The sequence below is a fragment of the Microbacterium sp. ZKA21 genome (assembly GCF_050434165.1).
Lineage (GTDB): Bacteria > Actinomycetota > Actinomycetes > Actinomycetales > Microbacteriaceae > Microbacterium.
This window is the reverse complement of the sequence record NZ_JBNPVV010000004.1, coordinates 203,249-226,141: the sequence shown is the minus strand read 5'-3', so window position 1 is coordinate 226,141 and position 22,893 is coordinate 203,249. Positions and strand designations below refer to the sequence as shown.

Below are 22,893 nucleotides of genomic sequence, written 5' to 3'. Positions count from 1 at the left end.
TCAGCCTGCAGACCCGGTTGATGGCGGCTGTCATCGGGTTCGTCTCCCTCATCCTCATCGTCGTCGCGCTCATCACGAGCGCGACCCTGGGGACCACGCTCGAGAATCAGCTCGATCAGAAGGTGCTCGCCAACCTCTCCCGGCTCGAATCCCTCACGGATCAGAGGGCGCCGCTGGCGAAGATCACCGGGACCGACCTCACCGCTGAAATGGTCGTGGACGGAATCTCTTCCGGAGACGGTGTCGTCCTCGCGATCGCCGGCGGACAGGACTCCACCCCGCCCAGCGGCGTCATCGTGCAACAGGGGCTCCCGACCGATCTCACCGACACCCAACTGCGTCAGATCGATCAAGCGCTCGACGACGCTCGACTCGTCACCGCCACGATCGACGATCTGGGCTCGTACCGGCTCGCCGCCACTCAGACGCAGCACGGCGGCATCACCGTCGTCACCGGCCTCCCCCGGGACGAGATCCAGAACACGCTCGCCCGCCTGTTCACCGTCATCGCGATGGCCACCCTCGGCGGACTCATCCTGCTCGCCCTGACCACCGCGATCACGATCCGCGTCGGCCTGCGCCCGTTGCGCGCCGTCGCGGCGACCGCGACCCGCGTCGCGAACCAGCCGCTCGATCGCGGCGAGGTGTCCATCACCGAACGCGTGCCCGCCACCGAGGCCGACCCGCGGACCGAGACCGGTCTCGTCGGCGCCGCCCTGAACACGCTGCTCGACCATGTCGACAGCTCGCTGTCCGCGCGTCAGCAGAACGAAGAGCGCATGCGGCGCTTCGTCGCGGATGCGAGCCACGAGCTGCGCACGCCCCTGGCATCGATCCGCGGCTACTCCGAGCTGTCCCTCAAGGCCCTCGAGAAGGCGGAGCAGGCCGGCATCACGACTGCGCCCGCCACGATGGAGAGCACGGGGTCGGCATTGGAGCGCATCCAGGCGCAGTCGCTGCGGATGACCCGGCTCGTCGAGGACCTTCTGCTGCTCGCCCGCCTCGATGAGGGCCGCGAACTCGTCTACGGCACAGTGGACCTCACCCAGCTCGCCGTCGAAGGCGTCGCGGACGCCCGCCCCATCGCCCCGGATCACGCCTGGGAGCTCGAGGTCCCCGAGGAACCCGTCACGGTCGTCGGCGACACCGGGCGCCTGCACCAGGTCGTCACGAATCTGCTGGCGAACGCGCGCACGCACACCCCCGCCGGCACACGGATCACGCTGACCGTGGCGCGGGACGGCGACAACGGCATTCTGCGCGTGCACGACGACGGACCGGGGATCGACCCCGCCGTCCGCGAGGAGCTGTTCGCCCGGTTCGCGAGGGGCGACAGCTCCCGGGCGCGTCAGACCGGCGGCACGGGGCTGGGTCTCGCGATCGTGAAGGCGATCATCGACGGCCACCATGGCGAGATCCTCGTCGACAGCGAACCGGGGTCGACCACGTTCACGGTCCGGATCCCGGTGAACCCGGCATCCGCGCACGAGACGGACTGACTCAGTACCCGGCGAAGGCGTCGGTCGTGAGCGATCGCGCCTTGTGCAGCGCGGGCGCGAGATCGGCGATGAGCCGCGGCGGCCCCGAGATGAACGCGTGCCGCGCGGCCAGGTCGCCCACCACGCGCTCCAGGTGCTCGGCGTCCAGGCGGACGCCACGCGCCCAGCTCCAGTGCTCGGGGAGCCCGACCGGCTCGTCCCGGGTGAACACGATCACCCGGGCCCCCGTCGCCGCGAGCTCGTCGCGGAAGGCGAGCTCGGACGCATCGGAGGCGACGTACACCAGCACGACGTCCCGCTGCTGCCCTGTGAGCTGCAGCTGGCGCAGCTGGGAGACGAACGGCGTCACGCCGATGCCCGCCGCGACCATCAGCACCGGAGCATCGCCTCGGGGCAGCAGGAAGTCGCCCCAGGTGCCTGTGACCGCGAGCGTCGCGCCGGGTTCGGCCGCTGCGAGGGCGAGCTTGTAGCTGGACGGATGCTTCTGATCGCCGTTCTTATAGGCGATCCGCAGCGTGGGGAGGTCCGCCGGCGCGGAGACGATGCTGAACTCCCGGCGGGTGCCCCTGGCGTCCGGACGATGATGCGGCACGTCGAGCTCGAGGTACTGCCCAGCCAGGAACCGCAGCTTCCCGCGGGCCTCGAACGTGAGCTCCTGCACGGTCGGAGTGATGAACTCGCGTGCGCGGAGCGTCAGACGCACCGACCCGCGCAGCGCGAAAGCGAAGGCGAGGAGGTTGCCGATCAGCAGCGCGCGTTCCTGCCCCAGCGTGAAGAGCCCGGCGACCGAGACCGGCCACCCGGCGAGCACGCCGACGACGCCGGCGACCCAGAACTGCTGCCACCGCCTCGGCGGCAGCGTGAGCGGCTCGGACAGCATGAAGGCACCGAGGAAGAGGAACGGCGTCTGCAGCACCGCGAACGACAGAGCCGATGCGAGATCGACGGGGATGCCGAACTGCTGTGCCTGGATGAACTGACGCACGACCGCGGTCGCGACGGCGATGAGCACGAAGACCAGCACCACCCGCACCTTCTCGGTGCGCCAGAGCACGATGAGCCCGAGCACCGCGACCGGCAGCGCCATCGACGGCGTGCCGATCCACCAGGACGACGCCGTGCCGAGCCATTCGAACGCGCCGAAGGAGCCGACGATCGAGACCACGGCCGCCCCGAAGGCGGCCGGGTTGAAGATGTGGCGCCCGCGCCAGGCGATCACGTACTTCGACAGGCTCGCCAGCGCACCGGCCAGCGCCAGGCCGAGGATCACCTGCGGCTCGTACCCCGGTCGCAACACGAACAGCAGGATCAGTGCGGTGACGAGGGACGACTCCACGCGCCACGGCAGCCGCAGGATGCGCTGGGCCGCGGCATCCATCGCCGAGATCACGGCGGTCAGCACGACGAAGGCGACCAGGATCTCCAGCGGCCCGGGCGAGACGATCACGCCGAGACTCGACAGCACGAGGGCGATCACGGCGAGGGTCGCGAGCGCCGTCAGCACGAGGCGGTACATCGACAGGGATCCGAGCCGTGCGAGGACCCGCTGGCGGAATGCGGTGAAGGACGTCGTCACGCTACTCACTCTGCCGTATCCGTCCCGGTTCAGGGCGTTCCGGTGAACAACTCGATCGGACACCCCGGTGAGCGCTGGACACGGCCGTCGGTGCTCATGCGCACCCACGAGACGCCCCAGGTCTCCGCGAGCCGCGCCCCGCCGTCGAAGAACAGCGCGGTCGCCGCGGCATCCGCGTGCAAGGCGTCGGCGGCGATCGCCCAGGTCGCGGCCCAGGTGCGCACCGGCACGCCCGTCCTCGCGTCGAGCACGTGATGCAGACCGTTCCCCCACGCTCGGCGATTGATCGCGGACGCGCACAGCGCCTGGTCGCGGATCGTCGCGACACCGATCGCCCGCGTCGGGTCGAAGGGATGCTCCAACCCGACCCGAATGCTGCCGCCGCGGACGGCGAGATCACCAGAGGCGTCGACGACGACATCTCCGAGGACCCCGGCCAGCGCCTGCAGGACGAGATCGACGAGCCGTCCCTTTCCGAGTGCACCGACGTCGATGATCGCCGGGCCTGCGAGCGTCAGTCGTCCGTCCCAGCCCAGGATCGAGCGCCAGTCGGCCGGTGCCGGCCGCGGATCGGATGCCACCAGCGAGATCGACGCGTCGTAGCCCAACGCGGCCAGGCTGCCGCCGATCAACGGGTTGACCGCGCCGTCGGTGGCGTCCGACAGCTCGCGATAGGCGTCCAGCATGTCCGCGGCATCCGGCGGCAGAGGTGCGGACCCGCCCTCGACGAGCGAGGCGACGACCGAGTCGGAACGGAACCGCGACCACTCCCGATCGAACCGGTCGATCACCGCGGTCGCGGTCGAGCGCTCCTCGTCCGTGAGCTCTCGGGCGCTCTCGATCTCCCAACGGGTGCCGATCGCCTCGAACCGCCACACGGGCATGATGCGGCGACCTACGCTGCCGCCTGCTCTTTGATGTCGTCGACCGCGGCATTGAAGCCGCCGCTCGTCAGCGAGGACCCGGCGACTCTGTGGACGTCGAGCTCGTCGATCGCGACTCCGACGACCTCGGCCTCGATGCCGTCGATGAACTCGCCCTGGTACTGCTCCGTCTCCGGGGCCTGGGGGTCGCCCGTCACCTCGACCTCGGTGACGACGCCGTCCGCCAGCGTCAGCGTGACCGAGATCGTCTCGACCGTCTCGGGCGTCTGATAGGACCCGTCGGCCGTGTACGTGCCGTCGGCGTACTCGCCGCTGCTCGTCGCGGTCGACTCCGACTCGGTCGCGTCCGCATCGGCGCTCCCCTCGGCATCCGCGGCTCCTGAGCAACCGGCGAGAACGAGGAGTCCGGCGACGCCGACGACGGCGGCGCCCTTGCGGGCGGACGAGGGAACGGTCGTGCGGATCATGGCTGTCCTCCTGGCGGAATCGATTGCTTCGACAGTAGGAGCGCAGCCTATGGGCTCGCTGTGGCGCTGCCCCTGTTTCGTTACGCGTCGCCGCCGAACATGCTCGTGACGGAGCCGTCCTCGAACACCTCGCGGATCGCACGTGCCAGCAGCGGCGCGATCGGCAGGATCGTGAGGTTCTGCCAGCGGCGGGACTCGGTCAGCGGGATCGTGTCGGTGACGACGACCTCGTCGATCGAGGAGTCCTGCAGGCGCTCGTTGGCCGGGTCGCTGAAGATCGCGTGCGTCGCCGCGACGATGACGCGGTGCGCGCCGTTGGCCTTCAGCGCCTGGGCGGCCTTGACGATCGTTCCGCCGGTGTCGATCATGTCGTCCACGAGCAGGCAGGTGCGGCCCTCGACCGTGCCGACGATCTCGTGCACGGAGACCTGGTTGGCCACCTTCGGGTCGCGGCGCTTGTGGATGATCGCCAGCGGAGCGCCCAGGCTGTCGGACCACGTGTCGGCCACGCGGACGCGGCCCATGTCCGGCGACACGACCGTGAGGATCTCGCGGTCCTCGGGGCTGAGGGTGCGCTCGAAGTAGTCCAGCAGCACCGGCTTGGCGAACAGGTGGTCGACGGGACCGTCGAAGAAGCCCTGGATCTGCGCCGCGTGCAGGTCGACGCTCATGACGCGATCGGCACCGGCCGTCTTCAGCAGATCGGCGACGAGGCGGGCGCTGATCGGCTCGCGGCCGCGGCCCTTCTTGTCCTGACGCGAGTACGGATAGTAGGGGGCGACGACGGTGATCCGCTTGGCCGACGCGCGCTTGGCCGCGTCGATCATGATGAGGGTCTCCATGAGCCACTCGTTGACAGGCTCGCCGAAGGTCTGGATGAGGAACAGGTCGCAGCCGCGGATCGACACCTCGAAGCGCGCATAGATCTCGCCGGATGCGAACGTGCGGTGCTCGGTCGGAGCGAGCTCGGTTCCCAGCGCCTCGGCGACCGCTCGGGTCAGCTCCGGATGCGAACGGCCGCCCGCGACGACGAGCCGCTTCTTCGTCTTGGCGACGAGCCCTGGAGCTATGCCGTTGTCCCGATCCAGTTCAACGGTCTTCTTCTTGCGCGCCATCGCCTGCCTTCTCTGCCGCATCGTGTGCACGGGATGCCGCATCGGCCGCGCCCGTACCTGCCCTGTTCTTCTCGACCCACCCCTCGATGTTGCGCTGAGGGGCGACGCTCATGGCCAGGGCACCCGCCGGGACGTCCTTGCGGACGACGGCACCGGCTCCGGTCTTCGCTCCAGCACCCAGCCTAACGGGCGCGACGAGCACCGTGTGCGAGCCGGTGTGCACCTCGTCGCCGATCTCGGTGCGGTGCTTGTTCACGTCGTCGTAGTTCGCGGTGATCGTGCTGGCGCCGAGGTTCACTCCACGACCGATCGTCGCGTCGCCGACGTACGACAGATGCGGGACCTTGCTGCCCTCGCCGATCTGCGCGTTCTTGGTCTCGACGTACGCGCCGATCTTGCCGTGCGCGCCCAGGATCGTGCCGGGGCGCAGGAACGAGAAGGGACCGACCGTGGCGCCGGCGCCGATGACCGCCAGGTTCGCGTCTGTGCGCTTGACCACGGCGTCCGCACCGATCTCGCAATCGACCAGTGTCGTGTCCGGGCCGACGGTGGCGCCCTCGGCGATGACGGTGGCGCCGAGGATCTGGGTATGCGGCAGGATCGTGACGTCGGCGGCGAGCTTCGCGTCGTCGTCGATCCAGGTGGTCGCCGGGTCGACGATGGTGACGCCGGCGAGCTGCCACCCCCGCACGATGCGCTCGTTGAGGAGGCGCCCGACCAGGGCCAGCTGCGCGCGGTCGTTGACGCCGTAGGTCACGGTGACATCGGAGACGACGGATGCCGCGACCCGATCGCCTGCCTGGCGGAGGAGCCCTGGCACGTCCGTGAGGTACTTCTCGCCCTGCGCATTGTCGACGCCGACGGTCGGCAGGTACCGGCGGAGCTCTGCCGCGCGGAACACGTACATGCCCGCGTTGATCTCGCTGACCGCGGCTTCATCCGCGGTGGCGTCCTTCTGCTCGACGATGCGATCGACGTCGCCCGCTGCGTCGCGGATGACGCGTCCGTAACCGGTGGGATCGTCGACGACCGCCGTCATGAGGGTGGCCGCGGCTCCCGTGGACCGGTGCTCGGCGACGAAGGCGGCGAGGGTGTCGGCGTCGGCCAGCGGGCAGTCGCCGGAGAGGATGAGCACATCGCCGTCGAAGTCGGGAATGGCATCCAGCGCCACCTCGACCGCGCGGCCCGTGCCGGGCACATCGTCCTGGTCGACGAAGACCGTGCCGGGGTAGTCCTCGGTGAGCGCTGCGACGACCTGGTCGCGCTCGTGGCGGACAACGACCTCGATGTGGTCCGCGCCCAGGCGCCCTGCCGTGGTCAGCACGTGCCCGACGAGGGGGCGACCGGCGATCGGGTGGAGCACCTTCGGCAGGCGCGAGCGCATCCGGGTGCCCTGACCTGCGGCGAGAACGACGATGGCGAGGTTGTTCTGGGTCATGCTCCGCCGCCAGGACTCGAACCTGAACCTCACAGCTCCAAAGGCTGTCGTGCTGCCATTACACCACGGCGGATCACGGGCCTTCCGGCTGCCTGAGCATGTCGAAGGGCCCGCCCGTCAAGTCTGCCATGAGCGACGGAGTGCGACCTGACAGGGATTGCACTGCGTCGCACGCGTCAGTGCGACACGGGCAACGACGGGGCGAGCCGTCGCAGGCGGTGGAAGGTGGGCAGCAGCGCATCGTAGATCTCGTCGAACACGGGCAGCAGCGAGCGGTACACCGCGGACTCGGCCGGCCGCGGCCGCACGACGCGCTCGACCGGCTGCAACCGGGCCGCGACGTCGATCGACTCGATGAGTCCGAGCGCCTGCATGCCGAGGAGAGCTGCTCCGAAGCCCGAGCCCTCCTGACCTGCGAGCAGCCCGATGGGCGCTCCGAAGGCGTCGGCGATCGTCTGCTGCCAGAGAGGATGCTTGATCACACCGCCCGTCGCCCTGATCTCGTCGATCTCGAGACCGGCCGCTCGCATCGACTGCAGCACGAGCGCGAGCTGGAGGGCGACGCCCTCGACGGCCGCCCTGACCATGTGCTCGCGCGTGTGCGCACGGGTGAGGCCGATGTACGCACCGCTGGCGATGCTGCTCCAGTGCGGTGCGCGCTCGCTGAGCAGATACGGCAGCATCAGCAGGCCGCCGGAGCCGACCGGGACCTCCCCCGCGCGGTCGAGCAGCTCCTCGATCGGCGTGGTGGCGTCCGCGATCTCCTGACGCACCCAGTCCAGCGTGACGCCGCCGTTGTTGATGGCGCCGCCGATGACCCAGCGGTCCTCGGTGAGGGCGTAGCAGAAGACGCCTCCGCGGGGATCGACCACCGGCCGGTCCACAGCGACGCGCAGCGCGCCGCTCGTGCCGATCGAGCATGCGGCGACCCCCGGACGCACCGCGCCGACGCCGAGATTGGCGAGCGGGCCGTCGCCGGCGCCGACGACCACCGGAGTCGACATCGGCAGCCCGGTGGCAGCCGCGGCCTCCTCGGTGAGGCCGTCGAGGACCGTGGTGGTCGGTACGAGCTCCGGAAGCTGCTCGGCGCGGATGCCGGCGAGCGACAGCGCCTCCTCATCCCACGCCAGCCGATGGATGTCCATCAGACCGGAGCTCGAGCCCAGCGAATGGTCGGTCACCAGGGCGCCGCACAGCCGCAGCAGCACCCAGTCCTTCGCGTTGACCCACATCGCGGCTTCCTGACGGATGCGGGGCTCCTGCTCGCGGAACCATACGAGCTTGGGCAGCGGCGACATCGGGTGCACCGGCGTGCCGGTGCGGCGATGCAGCTCGAGTCCACTCGCCGATGCGCGGATGCGCTCGGCCTGGACGGATGCCCGCGTGTCCGCCCATGTGACCACCGGCGTGATCGGGGCGAGCTGCGCGTCGAGCGCCATCAGCGAGTGCATCGCCGCCGAGAACGACAGCCCTGCGATGCGCGCCGTGCCGATCTCGGCCACGACCTCGCGCACCGACTGGAGGACGGCGCCGAGGATGAGCTCGGGGTCCTGCACAGCGTGACCGGGGTGCGGCTCGTCCAGCGGATAGCCCTGCGAAGCCGTCGCGATCTGCTCGCCGTCCACCGTGTACGCCACGGCCTTGGTCGCCGTCGTGCCCATGTCGACACCGATGACGATGTCGCGTGCGGTGCCCGTGTCCGGTGCGTTCATGTCGCCGCCCCGGTCAGAAGATCGCGTAGACCGCGAGCACGAAGACGAATCCGATGACCGACTCGATCGCCTGCTGGACCGTCCACGTCTTCAGGGTCGTCTTGACGTCCATGCCCATGAGCCGGCCCACGAGCCAGAAGCCGGAGTCGTTCACGTGGCTGGCGAAGACCGATCCCGCCGCGGCCGCGAGCGTGATGGCCGCGACGTCGATGACGCTGAAGCCCCCGCTGGTGACCGCGGGAGCCAGCAGGCCGGCCGTCGTCACCAGGGCGACGGTCGCAGAGCCCTGAGCCACGCGGAGCGCGACGGCGATGAGATAGGCCGCGAAGATCACCGGCAACCCGAGTCCGTCCAGGCTCGTCGAGAGCGCGTCGCCGATGCCGGAGGCGCGGAGCACGCCGCCGAACATGCCGCCGGCGCCGGTGATGAGGATCACCGAGGCGACGCTGCCGAGGGTGCCCTCGACCAGCTTCTCCAGCGCGCTGCCGGTCTCCCCCCGGAACTTGCCGAGCACGAGCAGCGCGACGAGCGCCGTGATGAGCAGTGCGACCGGCGAGGTGCCGATCAGCATGAGGGCCTGGACCCATGTGGCGTCGCGATCGACTGCGCCGACGCTGCCGAGGGCGTTGAGACCCGTGTTGAGGAAGATCAGCACCATCGGCAGCAGCAGGATCGCGACGACGGTTCCGACCTTGGGCGGGTTGACGGGCTGGTCGTCGTCCTTCTCGCCGAACAGCGCGGGGACGATCATCGGGTAGCGCTTGTTGACGAACTTGCCCCAGAGATATCCGGACAGATACCACGTCGGGAACGCGAGGATGAGGCCGAGGATCAGGACGACGCCGAGGTCGGCCCCGAAGAGCTCGGTCGCGGCGACCGGCCCCGGATGCGGCGGCAGGAACACGTGCATGACCGAGAACGCCGCAGCACCGCTGAGGCCGAACAGCAGCAGGTTCTTGCCGCCGATGCGCCGGGCGACCGCGAAGATGATCGGCAGCATCACGATGAGACCGGCGTCGAAGAAGATCGGGAACCCGAGGATCAGCGAGGTGATGCCGAGCGCGAACGCGGCGCGCTTCTCGCCGAAGATCGACACCATCTTCTCGGCGATGACCTTGGCGCCGCCGCTGGATTCGATGAGCCGGCCGATGATCGCGCCCAGGCCGATGAGCAGCGCGACGGCGCCGAGTGTGCCGCCGAAGTTCTTCACGAGAACGTCGTTGACGAGGACGCCCATCGGCAACCCGGTGGCGATGGCCGTCAGAAGGGAAACGACGATGAGCACGAGGAACGCGTGCAGTCGGACCTTGATGACGAGGAACAGGATGAGGAGCACGGCGGCCGCGGCGATGCCGAGGAGCGGGCCGGTCCCGAGGGTCTGGGTCCAGTCTTCCATGGGGTTTCTCCGTTGAAATGGGATGAATGCGGCTCAAAAGTACTACTTATTAGACCGCGGCGTCAATAGTAGTATCAATTCCGGATTCAGGCGACCACGACCAGGGAGCGACGATGCCCGCAGACCTGCACGGCGATCTACTCGACGACCTCGGGCGCCGGATAGCGGCCGGGGAGCTGCTCGATGGCGAGGTCCTCACGCTCGCGCAGCTCGAGGCGGACTACGGCGCCTCCCGCACGCTCGTGCGCGAAGCCGTGCGGGTGCTGGAGAGCATGGGGATGCTGGCATCCCGCCGGCGCGTCGGCATCACGGTCCAGCCGCGCATCCGGTGGGACGAGCTCGATCCGAAGATCATCCAGTGGACGCTCGCCGGCCCGGATCGGCAGCAGCACCTCGAGGCGCTGATGGAGCTGCGCGTGGCTGTCGAGCCGCTGGCCGCCGCCCTCGCCGCCGAGCGCGCGAGCGATGATCAGCGCGTCGAGATCCGGCGCCTCGCCGAGGTTCTGGACGATCTCGGTCACCGGGGGCTCGGCGCCTCGGCGGAGTACCTCGACGCTGACCTGCGCTTCCATGCCCTCGTCCTCGCCGCATCCGGGAACCCGCTCCTGGCCGCGCTCGAACGGCCCGTCCATGAGGTGCTGACCGGGCGGACCCGGCTCGGCATGCATCCGAGCACTCCTGCCCCCGGCACTCTGGAGCAGCACCTTCGCGTCGCGATGGACATCGCCCACGCAGACGCCGCCGCCGCCGAACAGCACTCGCGCGAGCATCTGCGCGGCGTCTGGCACGAGATCCTTCCGGAGGGCAGATGACCATCGCCATCGAGCGCGTCCGCGTCTCGACACCCGCCCTCGCCGACTTCATCGCCGCCCACCACGCCGACATGGTCGGCACAGCACCGCCGGAGAGCCAGCACGCGCTGCCGATGGACGGGCTGCTCGCGCCGGGAGTGCGTCTGTTCGCGGCCTTCGACGACGGTGCGCCGGTCGCCACCGGCGCACTCGCACGGGTGGGCGACGGCCATGAGGAGCTCAAGTCGATGCGCACCGACCCGCAGCTGCGCGGGCGCGGGATCGGACGCACGATACTCGCGTTCCTCATCGAGGATGCGCGCAGCCGCGGCATCCGTCGGCTCTCGCTCGAGACAGGAGCCGACGACTTCTTCGCCCCGGCGCGCATGATGTACACGAGGGCGGGATTCGTCGAGTGCGAGGCGTTCGGACGCTACGCGCCGGACCCGCTCAGCACGTTCATGACGCTTCCACTCGCGCCCCGAGGCGAGTCCGTCGGCGGCCGCACGCGATAATGAACGGATGAGCGAGGCGGATGAGGTCGACCGGATCGTCGAGGCGTGGAACGTGCAGCGCCCCGATCTGGACTTCTCGCCGCTCGAGGTGCTCTCCCGGATGGACCGCCTGACGCGCCTGCTGGACCGCGCGCGACGCGAGGTGTTCCGTCGCAGCGAACTGGAGCCGTGGGAGTGGGACGTGCTGTCGGCGCTGCGCCGCGCAGGAGCGCCGTTCCAACTGAGCCCGAAGCAGCTGCTGCAGCAGACCCTGGTCTCCAGCGGCACCATGACCAACCGGATCGACCGGCTCGTCGCCCGCCGCCTGGTCAGACGCGAGGCCGACCCCGGCGACGGGCGCAGCGTCCAGGTCACCCTCACGGACGACGGCCGCATCCGTGTCGATGCGGCGATCACCCGGCTCGTCGACGTCGAAGCCGACCTGCTGCAGGCACTCTCGCGCGGCGACCGCGACCGTCTGGCCACCCTGCTGCGCAAGCTGAGTCTGAGCTTCGACGCCTGATGGCCATGCCCTCTCCCCTGCCGGCGCGCGACGGCGTCGGCGCGACCCGCCTGCACGTGCCGCTGAGCGGCGAATGGCCGACCGTCGCGGCCTACATGGTCGAGCGCTTCCATCACCTCGATGCCGATCGCCTGCTCGCCCGCTTCGACGACGGCGAGATCGTCGGCATCGACGGATCCGCGGTGCGACGCGACACCCCGCTGGGCGCCGCCGAGTTCGTCTGGTACTACCGCGAGCCGTCCGTGGAGACCGACATCCCGTTCGATATCGAGGTCCTGCATCAGGATCTCGACCTCGTCGTGATCGACAAGCCGCACTTCCTGCCGAGCACGCCCGGTGGCAAGTACCTGCAGAACTCCGCGCTCGTGCGGCTGCGCCGCCTGCTCGGCAACGACGACCTCACGCCGATCCACCGCCTCGACCGTGCGACGGCCGGGCTGCTGATGTTCTCCGCGCGCGCGGAGACGCGCGGCGCGTACCAGCTCCTGTTCCAGAACCGGCAGGTCGAGAAGGTGTACGAGGCGGTCTCAGCCCGCCCGGCCGAGGTTCCGGTGTTCCCGATCGTGTACCGCAACCACATCGTCAAGGAGCGCGGGCACGTCTGCGTCCGGGTGGATGCCGCGCGGGAACCGAACTCCGAGACGCTGATCGAGCTGCTGCCCGGCGATGAGCACGTCGTGCACACGCTGCTGCGACCGCACTCCGGCAAGATGCATCAGCTGCGCGTGCATCTCTCCGCCCTGGGTCTCGGCATCCTCAACGACGCCTTCTACCCCGAACTGCTGCCCGAGGCGCCGGACGACTTCGCGCGCCCCCTCCAGCTGCTGGCGCGCGAAGTGCGCTTCGTCGATCCGCTCTCCGGCGCCGACCGCGAGTTCGTCACCCGGCGCACGCTGGCGTTCGCGCCGCGCTGATCGCCGCGCTGATCGCGGCGCCACGGTGTCACTGACCCGGAACGATAAGCGACGATGGACTCATGACCGAGACGCCGCAGGCCCCGCCGCTGCGCATCCGCCGGCGGCCGCGCAGCACGCCATGGCGGCGTCGGCACGCCTTCATCGGCGCCGCGATGGTGGTGGTCGCCGCCGCCGCCGCGACGATCGCGCTCTGGCCGCGTCCGTCGCCGGAGCCGGTCGCCTCCGGCCTCGCAGCGGTCGACATCCCGCTGTCCGCTCCGACGCCCACCCGCACTCCCGCCCCGACCGGGTTCCCGGCCGACACCGCAGCGTACGACCTGGCAGCCCTCCCCGACGTGAACGTGTTCGCGATCCTCCCGGCGCTGCAGACCGACGCCGCGGAGAACCCCGATGCCACCGGCGAGACCGCGCGCGCGACCGCGGAGGCGATCCCGGTGTGGTCGGATCCCGCAGCGGCCCCGGTGGCCCGGCTCGGTCGCGACTACCGCTACGGCGGCACCACGGTGCCGGTGATCGAACGCCAGGAGCACTGGGTGCGAGTGCTGCTCACCGGACGGCAGTCGCTGCCGTCCGCGGGGGACCCGGGGCAGGTCACCGGCTGGCTGCGCGTGCAGGACGTCGAGTTCGGCCTGGTCGACAGTCGGATCGAGGTCGATCTGTCCGACCGCACGGTCGACATCGTGAGCGCGGCGGGCACGGAGCGCGTGGCCGCGGACTTCGCGTGGGGACGGGAGGACACCCCCACCCCGATCGGGCGCAGCTTCATCATGCTCGTCGAGACGGTGTCGTTCGCGTACACGCGCGGCCACCCCATGGTGTATCTCTCCGTGCACTCCCCGACCATCGACGACTTCGACGACTCGGATGCCGCGGTCACCGCATTCCACTACCACGACGCCCGCACCGGCGCGATCTCCAACGGCTGCATCCGCTTGGACGGCCCGGCGATCGATCGGCTCGCCCAGCTGCCCGTCGGCACCCCGGTCACGATCCGGGAGTGACGACGTCACCCGCGCGGGACGACAGATCTTCCCCGCACGGATCCGATGTGATGAAGTGGTCCTCGAACGCGTTCCGCGTCGCGCACGACTCCGAAGGGAAGAGGCACCATGGCCGACAAGCCGAACATTCTCATCATCTGGGGCGATGACATCGGCATCTCCAACCTCAGCACCTACACCGACGGCCTGATGGGCTATCGCACGCCCCACATCGACCGCATCGCCGACGAGGGTGTGAAGTTCACCGACTACTACGGCGAGCAGAGCTGCACGGCCGGCCGCGCCGCGTTCATCACCGGACAGAACCCGTACCGCACCGGCCTCACCAAGGTCGGCATGCCCGGCGCGAAGCTGGGCCTGCAGCCGGAGGATCCGACGATCGCGGACGCGCTCAAGCACCACGGCTACGCCACGGGTCAGTTCGGCAAGAACCACCTCGGCGACCGCGACGAGCACCTGCCGACCGCGCATGGTTTCGACGAGTTCTTCGGCAACCTGTACCACCTCAACGCCGAGGAGGAGCCGGAGCATCCCGACTACCCCACCGACGAGGAGTTTCCCGGATTCAGCGAGAAGTTCCGCCCGCGCGGTGTCATCCACTCCTGGGCGAACGCGGACGGGACGCAGAAGATCGAGGACACCGGCCCTCTGACGAGAAAGCGCATGGAGACCGTGGACGAGGAGTTCCGCGACGCGGCCGCCGACTTCATCCGCGCCAAGGCCGAGGAGGACACCCCGTTCTTCGTCTGGTTCAACTCCACGCACATGCACTTCCGCACGCACACGAAGGAGGAGAGCAAAGGCCGCGCCGGCCGCTGGCAGTCGAACTACCACGACACCATGCTCGATCACGATGACACCGTGGGGAGCCTCCTGGATCTGCTCGACGAGCTGGGCCTGGCGGAGAACACGATCGTGATGTACTCCACCGACAACGGCCCGCACATGAACAGCTGGCCGGATGCCGGGATGACCCCGTTCCGCAACGAGAAGAACTCCAACTGGGAGGGTGCGTACCGCGTGCCTGCGATGGTCCGCTGGCCGGGGCGCATCCCCGCCGGGACCACGCTGAACGGGATCGTCAGCCACAACGACTGGTTCGTCACCCTGCTCGCCGCCGTCGGCGACACGGACATCGCCGAACGGCTCAAAGCCGGCACCGAGCTGCACGGCACCGAGTACAAGGTGCATCTGGACGGGCACAACCAGCTCGACTACATCACGGGCGAAGCGGAGCACAGCCCGCGACGGCACTTCTTCTACGTCTCGGACGACGGCGACCTCACCGCGCTGCGCTTCGAGAACTGGAAGCTGGTCTTCCTCGAGCAGCGGGCACCCGGCACGCTCGCGGTCTGGCAGGAGCCCTACATCGAACTGCGCTTCCCGAAGCTGTTCAATCTGCGCACCGACCCGTTCGAACGTGCGGACATCACGTCGAACACCTACTGGGACTGGGTCATCGATCGCATCTTCCTGTTCGTCCCCGCGCAGGCGTATGTCGCGCGCATGCTGCAGACCCTCGCCGAGTTCCCCCAGCGCCAGGAATCGGCGTCCTTCACGATCAACCAAGTGATGAAGAAGCTGGAGAACGCCACGGCCGGCGCCTCCTGAGCACACACGCGAAGGGCGGGGTCCGGATCGTTCCGGGCCCCGCCTTCGTCATGTCAGCCGATCTGCTCCGTGAGCTCGAACCAGCGCATCTCGAGCTCTTCGATCTCGTCCTGCTGCGCCTGGATCGCCTTCATCTTCTCGCCGAGTCCCGCATAGTCCGCCTGATCGTGCTCGGCGAGCGCGTGCTTCGCGCGGTCGACCTGGTCGGTCAGCTTCTGGATGCGGCGTTCGAGCGCCGAGACCTCTTTCTGCGCCGCTCGCAGCGCCGCGCCGTCCAGGCCCTTCGGCGCACCGGGCGCTGATGGCTGAGACGGCTGCGGCTCGGCATCCTGCAGCGCGCGCAGCCGCAGGTACTCGTCCACTCCCCCGGGGAGATGGCGCAGGCGACCGCCGAGGACCGCGTACTGCTGATCCGTGACGCGCTCGAGGAAGTACCGGTCGTGGCTCACGACGAGCAGCGTGCCCGGCCAGGAGTCCAGGAGGTCCTCGATGGCCGCGAGCATGTCGGTGTCCATGTCGTTGGTCGGCTCGTCGAGGATCAGGACGTTCGGCTGGTCGAGCAGCACGAGCAGCAGCTGCAGGCGGCGCTGCTGTCCGCCGGAGAGGTCCTTGACCGGCGTCGAGAGCTGAGCGGTGGAGAACCCGAGGCGCTCCAGGAGCTGCCCCGGCGTGAGGTCCTGGCTCTTCGAACCGGTCCCGAACGTGTAGTCCGTGCGCAGGCCCGAGATGACGACGCGCACCGGATCGTTCCAGTGCTCGGCGAGCTCGTCGATGCGCTGCGTGAGCGTGCGCACCTGGACCGTCTTGCCGCGCTTGACCCGCCCGCTGGTCGGCTCGATGGTCCCCGCGACGAGGCCGAGCAGGGTCGATTTGCCCGCTCCGTTGACGCCGAGGATGCCGGTGCGCTCGCCCGGCGCGATGCGCCACTCGACGTCGCGCAGCACTTCGCGCGCGGGTGCGGCCGCTGTCGAAGGGTACGTCACCCCGGCATCCAGCAGGTCGACGACGTCCTTGCCGAGGCGGGCGGTCGCCAGCGACTGCAGCGACACCGCGTCGCGGATCTCCGGGACGTCCTCGATGAGCTGGTTGGCCGCATCGATGCGGAATTTGGGCTTGCTCGTGCGCGCGGGGGCTCCGCGGCGCAGCCAGGCCAGTTCCTTGCGGGCGAGGTTCTGGCGCTTGGCCTCGGATGCCGCGGCCATCCGGTCGCGCTCGACGCGCTGGAGGATGTACGCCGCGTAACCGCCCTCGAACGGCTCGACGATGCGGTCGTGCACCTCCCACGTCTCGGTGCACACCTCGTCCAGGAACCAGCGGTCGTGCGTGACGACGAGGAACGCGCCGGAGTTCGCGGCCCAGCGCTTGTTCAGATGAGCCGCAAGCCACGTGATCGCCTCGACATCGAGGTGGTTGGTGGGCTCGTCGAGGGCGATGATGTCCCAGTCCTGGGCGAGCAGGGCCGCGAGGGCGACCCGGCGACGCTGGCCACCGCTGAGGGCGTCGACCGGCGCGTTCCAATCCAGGTCCCGCAGGAGCCCGTGGATGACGTCGCGGACGCGCGCGTCGCCCGCCCACTCGTGCTCCGGCGTGTCGCCGACGACGGCCTGCGCGATCGTCTGAGTGTCGTCGAGGGTGTCGGCCTGGTCGAGGACGCCGACGCGGGTGCCCGCACGCATCGTGACGCGTCCGGCATCCGGCTCCTTGCGCCCGGCGAGCATCGCGAGCAGCGACGACTTCCCGTCGCCGTTGCGGCCGACGATGCCGATGCGGTCGCCCTCTTCGATGCCGAGCGTGATGGAGTCGAAGACGACCTTGGTCGGGTATTCGAGGTGGAGGCCTTCGGCCCCGAGAAGATGTGCCATGTCCCCTCAAGGGTAGTCGCGTGGGATGACCCCGCTCACCGGGAGCGGCTCCGAGCCGGGCGAGTGCGAGTGCGGCATCCACGATCGGAGCATGCCGCGCGGAACGAGTCGGTGTGCTCCAGCACGGCGAGGACATCGGCCTTCCACTGGACCTCGCCGTCGGCCTCCGAGGGCCGGAGCACGATCGGTCCGGCACGCCACGCGAGGCCGCGTCCGCCGCGAAGACTCTGAAGCGCGACATCCGATGCGCCGAAGGCTGCGAGGACGGCGTCGGACGGGCGTCGCGGCTCGGTCATGGATCGAGCCTAGACGCGCTGAGCCGCCCGGGTCGGACCCGGACGGCTCGGCGCGCTGTGTACGTCGTGCTTACTGGAACGACTCGACGATCTCGAGGAGGCTCGGGACGTTGGCGTACGCCTCTGCCGCGTTCTCCTTCGTGACGATCAGCGGCTCCAGCAGGTACGCCGGGACGACCTTGACGCCGTTGTCGTACGACTCGGTGTCGTTGACGTCGACCTCTTCGCCCGCCTGCAGCTGCTGCACCATCTTGATCGACTGCTCGACGAGCAGCGTGGTGTCCTTGTTGATCGTGGAGTACTGGACGCCCTCCATGATCGACTTGACGGACTCGACCTCGGAGTCCTGACCCGTGACGACCGGAACCGGCTTGCCGGCCTGCTGCACCGACGTGATGATGGCGCGGGCGAGGGTGTCGTTCGGGGACAGCACGCCGTCGAGGACCGTGTCGCCACCGTACGAACCGGTCAGGAGCGTGTCCATGCGGTTCTGGGCGTTCTCGGCCAGCCAGCCCTCGGTCGCCGTCTGGGCGATCTCGGTCTGACCGGACACGACGTTCAGCGTTCCATCGTCGATCTTGTCCTGCAGCACGCTCATCGCGCCGTCGAAGAACACCGCCGAGTTGGCGTCGTCCGGCGAGCCCGAGAACAGCTCGATGTTGTACGGCGCCTCGTGGGCAGCACGCTCCTCGAGGCCCTGCAGCAGGGCGTTGCCCTGCAGCTCGCCGACCTTGAAGTTGTCGAACGCGACGTAGTAGTCGACGGCCTCGGTGTTCTCGATGAGACGGTCGTAGGCGATCACACGGGCGCCGGCGTCGTGAGCCGCCTGCACCTGCGTGGCCAGCTGCTTGCCGTCCTTCGCGCCGATGATGATGACCTTGGCGCCGTTGGTGACCATCGACTGGATCTGGTTCTGCTGCTCGGCGACCGTGTTGCTGGCCGGGGCGTACTGGACGTCGGCCTTGAACCCGGCCTTCTCCAGCCCGTCGGTGAACAGCTGGCCGGCCAGCACCCAGTTCTCACTGGTCTTGTCCGGCAGGGCGACGCCGATCGTGGAACCGGCCTCGAAACCCGTCGCCGTCTCCTCCTCGGAGCCCGCCGGCGTTTCGCCGCCGCGCTCACCGGCGCAACCGGTGAGGGCGAGCGCTGCTGCGGCGACCAACGCTGTCGCCGCGACTGCCATTCTCTTCATGCGATCTCTTTCTCTCGTGGTTAGGGGGACGGCCGTCACTCGGACGGAGTCGTCTCCTTCTTGCCGCTCGCGGTGCCCGCGGCGGAGGTCGGATAGTCGGTCAGGTTCGGGGCATCCTTCTGATGACGCTTGCGCGTCATGAAGCCGATGAGAGACGGGCGGCCCTGCTGCTTGTTCCAGACGTCGATGCCGACCGCGAACAGCAGCACGAGGCCCTTGATCATCGCCACGACGTCGGCACCCTGGCCGAGCAGCTGCAGACCGTTGTTGAGGAACGCCATCACGAGGCCACCGATGATCGAGCCGACCACCGTGCCGATGCCGCCGGCGACCGCCGCTCCGCCGATGAAGACACTGGCGATGGCATCCAGCTCCCAGCCGTTCCCGTCTCCGGGACCGGATGCCTGGGAGCGGGCGACGAAGATCATTCCGGCGAGCGCCGCCATGACGGACATGTTCATCATGACGAAGAAGTCCACCCAGCGGTCCTTCACACCGGACAGCCGCGCCGCCTGACGATTGCCGCCGACGGCGTAGATGTGCCGGCCGAAGATCGTGTTGCGGGTGATGAAGGAGTACAGGATGACGAGTGCGAGCAGGATCAGACCCGGCACCGGGAAGCTCGTGCCAGGGCGACCCGTGGCGAACATCCAGCCGGCGGCGAGCACGACGATCGACAGCAGCACGACCTTGGTGACGCTCACCCAGAGCGGCGCGCTCTCGGATCCCATCCTGCGCTGGATCCGGCGAGTGCGGATCTCCCAGAAGATCAACCAGGCGACCGCGGCGAGCGCGAGCACCATCGTCAGGACGTTGAACTGGAACGGGCCTCCGACCTCGGGCAGATAGCCGGTGCCGATGATCTGGAACCCCTTGGGCACGGGAATGGTCTGCGAGTTGCCGATCCACTGGTTCGCACCGCGGAAGAAGAGCATTCCGGCAAGAGTCACGATGAACGCCGGTACGCCGACGTAGGCGACCCAGAATCCCTGCCAGGCGCCCACCAGCGCTCCGACGACCAGCCCCAGCACGATCGCCAGGGGCCAGGGCAGGTTCCAGTCCGCCATCGCCTTCGCGACGATGATCCCGACGAACGCGGCGACCGATCCGACGGACAGGTCGATGTGTCCCATGATGATCACCATCACCATGCCGATGGCCAGGATCAGGATGAACGAGTACTGGTTGACGACGTTGATCACGTTGCCGGGAGTCAGTGTGGCGCCGCCCGGACCGTTGCGCAGGAGCGTCAGCACCTCGAACAGCAGGATGATGACGATCAGGCTGCCGAGGATGCCGAACTGACGCAGCGACGAGGTGCTGCCGCCGAACATCTTCCTGATGTCGCCGAAGTGGAAGCCCTGCTTCGCGGTCTCGGTGGACTGGGTGCTCATGCGTTCGCCTTCTGGTTCGTGGAGGTCATGCTGCGCATGAGCGCCTCCGGTGTGGCTTCGGCCGCGTCGATGCAGTCGGTGACGCGGCCTTCGAAGATGGTGTAGATGCGGTCGGTGATGCCCATGAGCTCGGGCAGCTCGCTCGAGATGACGATGACGCCCTTGCCCGCAGCGGCGAGCTCATTGATGATCGAGTAGATCTCGTACTTCGCGCCGACGTCGATGCCGCGCGTCGGCTCGTCGAGGATGAGCAGGTCAGGGTCGGTGAACATCCACTTGGCCAGCACGACCTTCTGCTGGTTGCCGCCGGACAGCTTGGAGACGCCCTCTTCGACCGAGGGGGTCTTGATGCGCAGCGCCTTGCGGTAGCGCTCCGCCACCGCGAACTCCTCGCGGTCGTCGACCACGCCGCGTCGGGCGATCTTGGACAGCTTCGCCGACACGATCGAGCGCTTGATGGTGTCGAGGAGGTTGAGCCCCAGCACCTTGCGGTCCTCGCTGACGTACGCCAGGCCGTGCTGGATCGCCGCCGCGACATCGCGCAGCTCGATCTCCTGCCCGTCCTTGAACAGCCTCCCGCTGAGGAACGTGCCGTAAGACCGACCGAAGATGCTGCGCGCGAACTCGGTGCGACCGGCGCCCATGAGGCCGGCGATGCCGACGACCTCGCCCCGGCGAACGGTCAGGCTCGATCCCTTCACGACCATGCGCTCGCTCACCGTGGGGTGCTGGACCCACCAGTCCTCGACCTCGAACATCACCTCGCCGATCTCGGGGGTGCGGTCGGGGTAGCGGCTCTCGAGCGACCGACCGACCATCCCGCGGATGATGCGGTCCTCGTTGATCTCGCCCTTGGTGATGTCGAGCGTCTCGACCGTGCGGCCGTCGCGGATGATCGTGATCTCGTCGGCGATCTGCTCGATCTCGTTGAGCTTGTGACTGATCATGATCGACGCGATGCCCTTGGCCTTGAGACCGAGGATGAGGCCGAGCAGATGCTGGGAGTCGTTCTCGTTGAGTGCGGCGGTCGGCTCGTCCAGGATGAGCAGCTTGACGTCCTTGTTGAGCGCCTTGGCGATCTCGATGAGCTGCTGCTTGCCGACGCCGAGATGCTTGATCGCGAGGTCGGGGTCCTCATCGAGGCCGACGCGGGCGAGGAGCTCGATGGCTCGGCTCTTCGCCTTCTGCCAGTCGATCGTCCCGAAGCGCGCGATCTCGTTGCCGAGGAAGATGTTCTCGGTGATCGACAGCTCGGGGATCAGCGCCAGTTCCTGGTGGATGATCGCGATGCCGGCCTGCTCGCTGGACACGATGTCCTTGAACCGCTGCTCTTCGCCGTACAGCAGGATGTCGCCGTCGTAGGTGCCGTACGGATACACCCCCGAGAGGACCTTCATCAGGGTGGACTTGCCCGCGCCGTTCTCGCCGCAGATCGCGTGGATCTCACCTGCGCGCACGGTGATGCTGACATCGGACAGCGCCTTGACGCCCGGGAACTCCTTGGTGATGCTGCGCATCTCCAAGATGGGGCCCGATACGACCGGCAACGTTGCTGTGCTGCTCACGGATCTTCCTCGATACTTGACGGCCACTCCCAATGTGACCGTTCACATGGAACACCATATTGCGCCTCCGTCGCTCCGCTGTCAAGTGGAGCGACGAATTCGCAGCGCTATCGAGACGCGCTGGATGACCGCACGCGCAGCAGCGGCTCCACCGGGCCGAACTGCGGCACCGGCTCGTTGCGGATCTCGGCGAGCAGGATCGCCACCGCCCTGCGGCCGAGTTCGAGGAAGTCCTGATGCACGGTGGTCAATGGCGGCCAGACGTGCGCCGCGACCGGGATGTCGTCGAATCCGACGACGCTGACATCCCGCGGCACGTCGAGTCCGGCATCCCGGAAGCCGTGCATCAGGCCGATCGCCATCAGATCGTTCGCGGCGAAGACGGCTGTGAAGTCCCGTCGGCGGGTGAGCTCGGATCCGGCGAAGTACCCGAAGTCCGCGGTCCAGTCCCCCCGGATCGGTGGGAACGTCGGCAGATCGGCGTCCCGCAGGGCGTCGAGGTAGCCCCGCATCCTGGACTCCGCCTCGATCCAGTCCTGCGGACCGGCGAGGTGCAGGATATCGGTGTGGCCCAGTGCGATCAGGTGCTCTGTGACCGAGCGGGCGCCCGCGACCTGGTCAGCCGAGTGCGTGAATCCGTCGGACCCGGATGCCGTCTGAAGACTCACCAGTGGCACCCCGACCGCCATGCCCCTCAGCACGTTGAACACGCGCACCTGCGGTGCGAGAGCGACGATGCCGCTGACCTGCTCGCGTCCGAGCTGACGGATCGCCTCGCCGATCGCCTCTGGCGATGTGGTCGGAAGATTGACCGTGGTCACCGAGTACCCCTCGGCACGCGCGGCGTCCTCGATCCCGGCGATCGACGACGTCGGACCGAACTCGCCGATCGTCGCGGAAAGGATGCCGAGGGTCGTCGTCGTGCTCGTGACGAGGGCGCGCGCTGCGAGGTTCGGCCGGTAGTCCAGCACGGCGATCGCGTCCTGGACGCGCTTCTTCGTCTCGGGCCGGATGCTGGGATGGTCGTTCAGGACGCGGGACACGGTCTGGTGCGAGACGCCGGCCAGCCGCGCGACATCGCGGATGCTGGGAACCCGCGCACGCTCGCCGGAGGCCGCCATGGCATCGCCTCCCTTGCGTGTGCACGGTCACATCTCCTC

At 68.8% G+C, this 22,893-nt stretch carries 20 protein-coding genes and 1 tRNA gene; 7 read left to right on the top strand and 14 right to left on the bottom strand.

The window, feature by feature from the left end; genetic code table 11:
- The first annotated feature begins 20 nt into the window (after window positions 1-20).
- The gene (locus M2317_RS10585; RefSeq protein ID WP_429460219.1) at window positions 21-1,499 is read left to right on the top strand and encodes a sensor histidine kinase; all 1,479 of its coding nucleotides are present in this window, start codon (window positions 21-23) and stop codon (window positions 1,497-1,499) included.
- 1 nt (window position 1,500) lies between these two features.
- On the opposite strand, the gene M2317_RS10580 is transcribed toward M2317_RS10585, so the two are convergent.
- The 8 genes from M2317_RS10580 to M2317_RS10545 all read right to left on the bottom strand — a co-directional run bounded on the left by M2317_RS10580 (window position 1,501) and on the right by M2317_RS10545 (window position 10,087).
- Entirely contained in the window at window positions 1,501-3,075 is a 1,575-nt protein-coding gene (locus M2317_RS10580; RefSeq protein ID WP_429459948.1) for an FAD-dependent oxidoreductase, read from the bottom strand.
- 29 nt (window positions 3,076-3,104) lie between these two features.
- Window positions 3,105-3,959 carry an FAD:protein FMN transferase gene (locus M2317_RS10575; RefSeq protein WP_429459947.1) on the bottom strand — a complete coding sequence of 285 codons (855 nt, stop codon included), beginning with the start codon at window positions 3,957-3,959 and terminating at the stop codon, window positions 3,105-3,107.
- A gap of 11 nt (window positions 3,960-3,970) precedes the next feature.
- Window positions 3,971-4,426, bottom strand: a complete 456-nt coding sequence (locus M2317_RS10570; RefSeq protein WP_429459945.1) for an FMN-binding protein — start codon at window positions 4,424-4,426, stop codon at window positions 3,971-3,973.
- Window positions 4,427-4,506: 80 nt separating this feature from the next.
- Window positions 4,507-5,541 carry a ribose-phosphate diphosphokinase gene (locus M2317_RS10565; RefSeq protein WP_429459944.1) on the bottom strand — a complete coding sequence of 345 codons (1,035 nt, stop codon included), beginning with the start codon at window positions 5,539-5,541 and terminating at the stop codon, window positions 4,507-4,509.
- Complete coding sequence (gene glmU, locus M2317_RS10560; protein WP_429459942.1) at window positions 5,516-6,979, bottom strand: bifunctional UDP-N-acetylglucosamine diphosphorylase/glucosamine-1-phosphate N-acetyltransferase GlmU; 1,464 nt, start codon at window positions 6,977-6,979, stop codon at window positions 5,516-5,518. The genes M2317_RS10565 and glmU overlap by 26 nt, the downstream gene beginning before the upstream one ends.
- A gap of 1 nt (window position 6,980) precedes the next feature.
- Window positions 6,981-7,052, bottom strand: a tRNA-Gln gene (locus M2317_RS10555).
- A gap of 103 nt (window positions 7,053-7,155) precedes the next feature.
- Window positions 7,156-8,691: a gluconokinase gene (locus M2317_RS10550; protein ID WP_429459941.1), complete on the bottom strand. Its 1,536-nt coding sequence runs from the start codon at window positions 8,689-8,691 to the stop codon at window positions 7,156-7,158.
- A gap of 13 nt (window positions 8,692-8,704) precedes the next feature.
- Window positions 8,705-10,087 (bottom strand): GntP family permease, encoded by a 1,383-nt coding sequence (locus M2317_RS10545; protein WP_429459939.1) that lies wholly within the window; start codon window positions 10,085-10,087, stop codon window positions 8,705-8,707.
- Between the two features lie 113 nt (window positions 10,088-10,200).
- Between M2317_RS10545 and M2317_RS10540 the strand changes: the two genes are divergently transcribed.
- The 6 genes from M2317_RS10540 to M2317_RS10515 all read left to right on the top strand — a co-directional run bounded on the left by M2317_RS10540 (window position 10,201) and on the right by M2317_RS10515 (window position 15,424).
- The gene (locus M2317_RS10540; RefSeq protein WP_429459937.1) at window positions 10,201-10,899 is read left to right on the top strand and encodes a FadR/GntR family transcriptional regulator; all 699 of its coding nucleotides are present in this window, start codon (window positions 10,201-10,203) and stop codon (window positions 10,897-10,899) included.
- Window positions 10,896-11,393 carry a GNAT family N-acetyltransferase gene (locus M2317_RS10535; RefSeq protein WP_429459935.1) on the top strand — a complete coding sequence of 166 codons (498 nt, stop codon included), beginning with the start codon at window positions 10,896-10,898 and terminating at the stop codon, window positions 11,391-11,393. Before M2317_RS10540 ends, M2317_RS10535 begins: the two co-directional genes overlap by 4 nt.
- A 7-nt stretch (window positions 11,394-11,400) precedes the next feature.
- Entirely contained in the window at window positions 11,401-11,895 is a 495-nt protein-coding gene (locus M2317_RS10530; RefSeq protein ID WP_429459934.1) for a MarR family winged helix-turn-helix transcriptional regulator, read from the top strand.
- A gap of 5 nt (window positions 11,896-11,900) precedes the next feature.
- A complete protein-coding gene (locus M2317_RS10525) occupies window positions 11,901-12,809 on the top strand; it encodes a pseudouridine synthase (RefSeq protein WP_429459932.1) in 909 nt (302 codons plus the stop codon).
- A 62-nt stretch (window positions 12,810-12,871) separates the two neighbouring features.
- Entirely contained in the window at window positions 12,872-13,813 is a 942-nt protein-coding gene (locus M2317_RS10520) for a L,D-transpeptidase (RefSeq protein ID WP_429459931.1), read from the top strand.
- Window positions 13,814-13,921: 108 nt separating this feature from the next.
- On the top strand, window positions 13,922-15,424 hold the full coding sequence (locus tag M2317_RS10515) for an arylsulfatase (RefSeq protein WP_429459929.1): 1,503 nt from the start codon (window positions 13,922-13,924) through the stop codon (window positions 15,422-15,424).
- Between the two features lie 53 nt (window positions 15,425-15,477).
- Here M2317_RS10515 and M2317_RS10510 read toward each other — a convergent pair whose 3' ends face one another.
- The 6 genes from M2317_RS10510 to M2317_RS10485 form a co-directional block, all read right to left on the bottom strand.
- Window positions 15,478-17,286, bottom strand: coding sequence for an ABC-F family ATP-binding cassette domain-containing protein (locus M2317_RS10510; protein ID WP_429459928.1), 1,809 nt, complete (start codon window positions 17,284-17,286; stop codon window positions 15,478-15,480).
- 35 nt (window positions 17,287-17,321) lie between these two features.
- Complete coding sequence (locus tag M2317_RS10505; RefSeq protein WP_429459926.1) at window positions 17,322-17,582, bottom strand: hypothetical protein; 261 nt, start codon at window positions 17,580-17,582, stop codon at window positions 17,322-17,324.
- 70 nt (window positions 17,583-17,652) lie between these two features.
- Complete coding sequence (locus tag M2317_RS10500) at window positions 17,653-18,774, bottom strand: substrate-binding domain-containing protein (protein WP_429459923.1); 1,122 nt, start codon at window positions 18,772-18,774, stop codon at window positions 17,653-17,655.
- A gap of 35 nt (window positions 18,775-18,809) precedes the next feature.
- A complete protein-coding gene (gene mmsB / locus M2317_RS10495) occupies window positions 18,810-20,168 on the bottom strand; it encodes a multiple monosaccharide ABC transporter permease (RefSeq protein ID WP_429459921.1) in 1,359 nt (452 codons plus the stop codon).
- Window positions 20,165-21,685 (bottom strand): multiple monosaccharide ABC transporter ATP-binding protein, encoded by a 1,521-nt coding sequence (mmsA, locus tag M2317_RS10490; protein ID WP_429460217.1) that lies wholly within the window; start codon window positions 21,683-21,685, stop codon window positions 20,165-20,167. The genes mmsB and mmsA overlap by 4 nt, the downstream gene beginning before the upstream one ends.
- A 155-nt stretch (window positions 21,686-21,840) precedes the next feature.
- A complete protein-coding gene (locus M2317_RS10485; protein WP_429459919.1) occupies window positions 21,841-22,854 on the bottom strand; it encodes a LacI family DNA-binding transcriptional regulator in 1,014 nt (337 codons plus the stop codon).
- Between the last annotated feature and the right edge of the window lie 39 nt (window positions 22,855-22,893).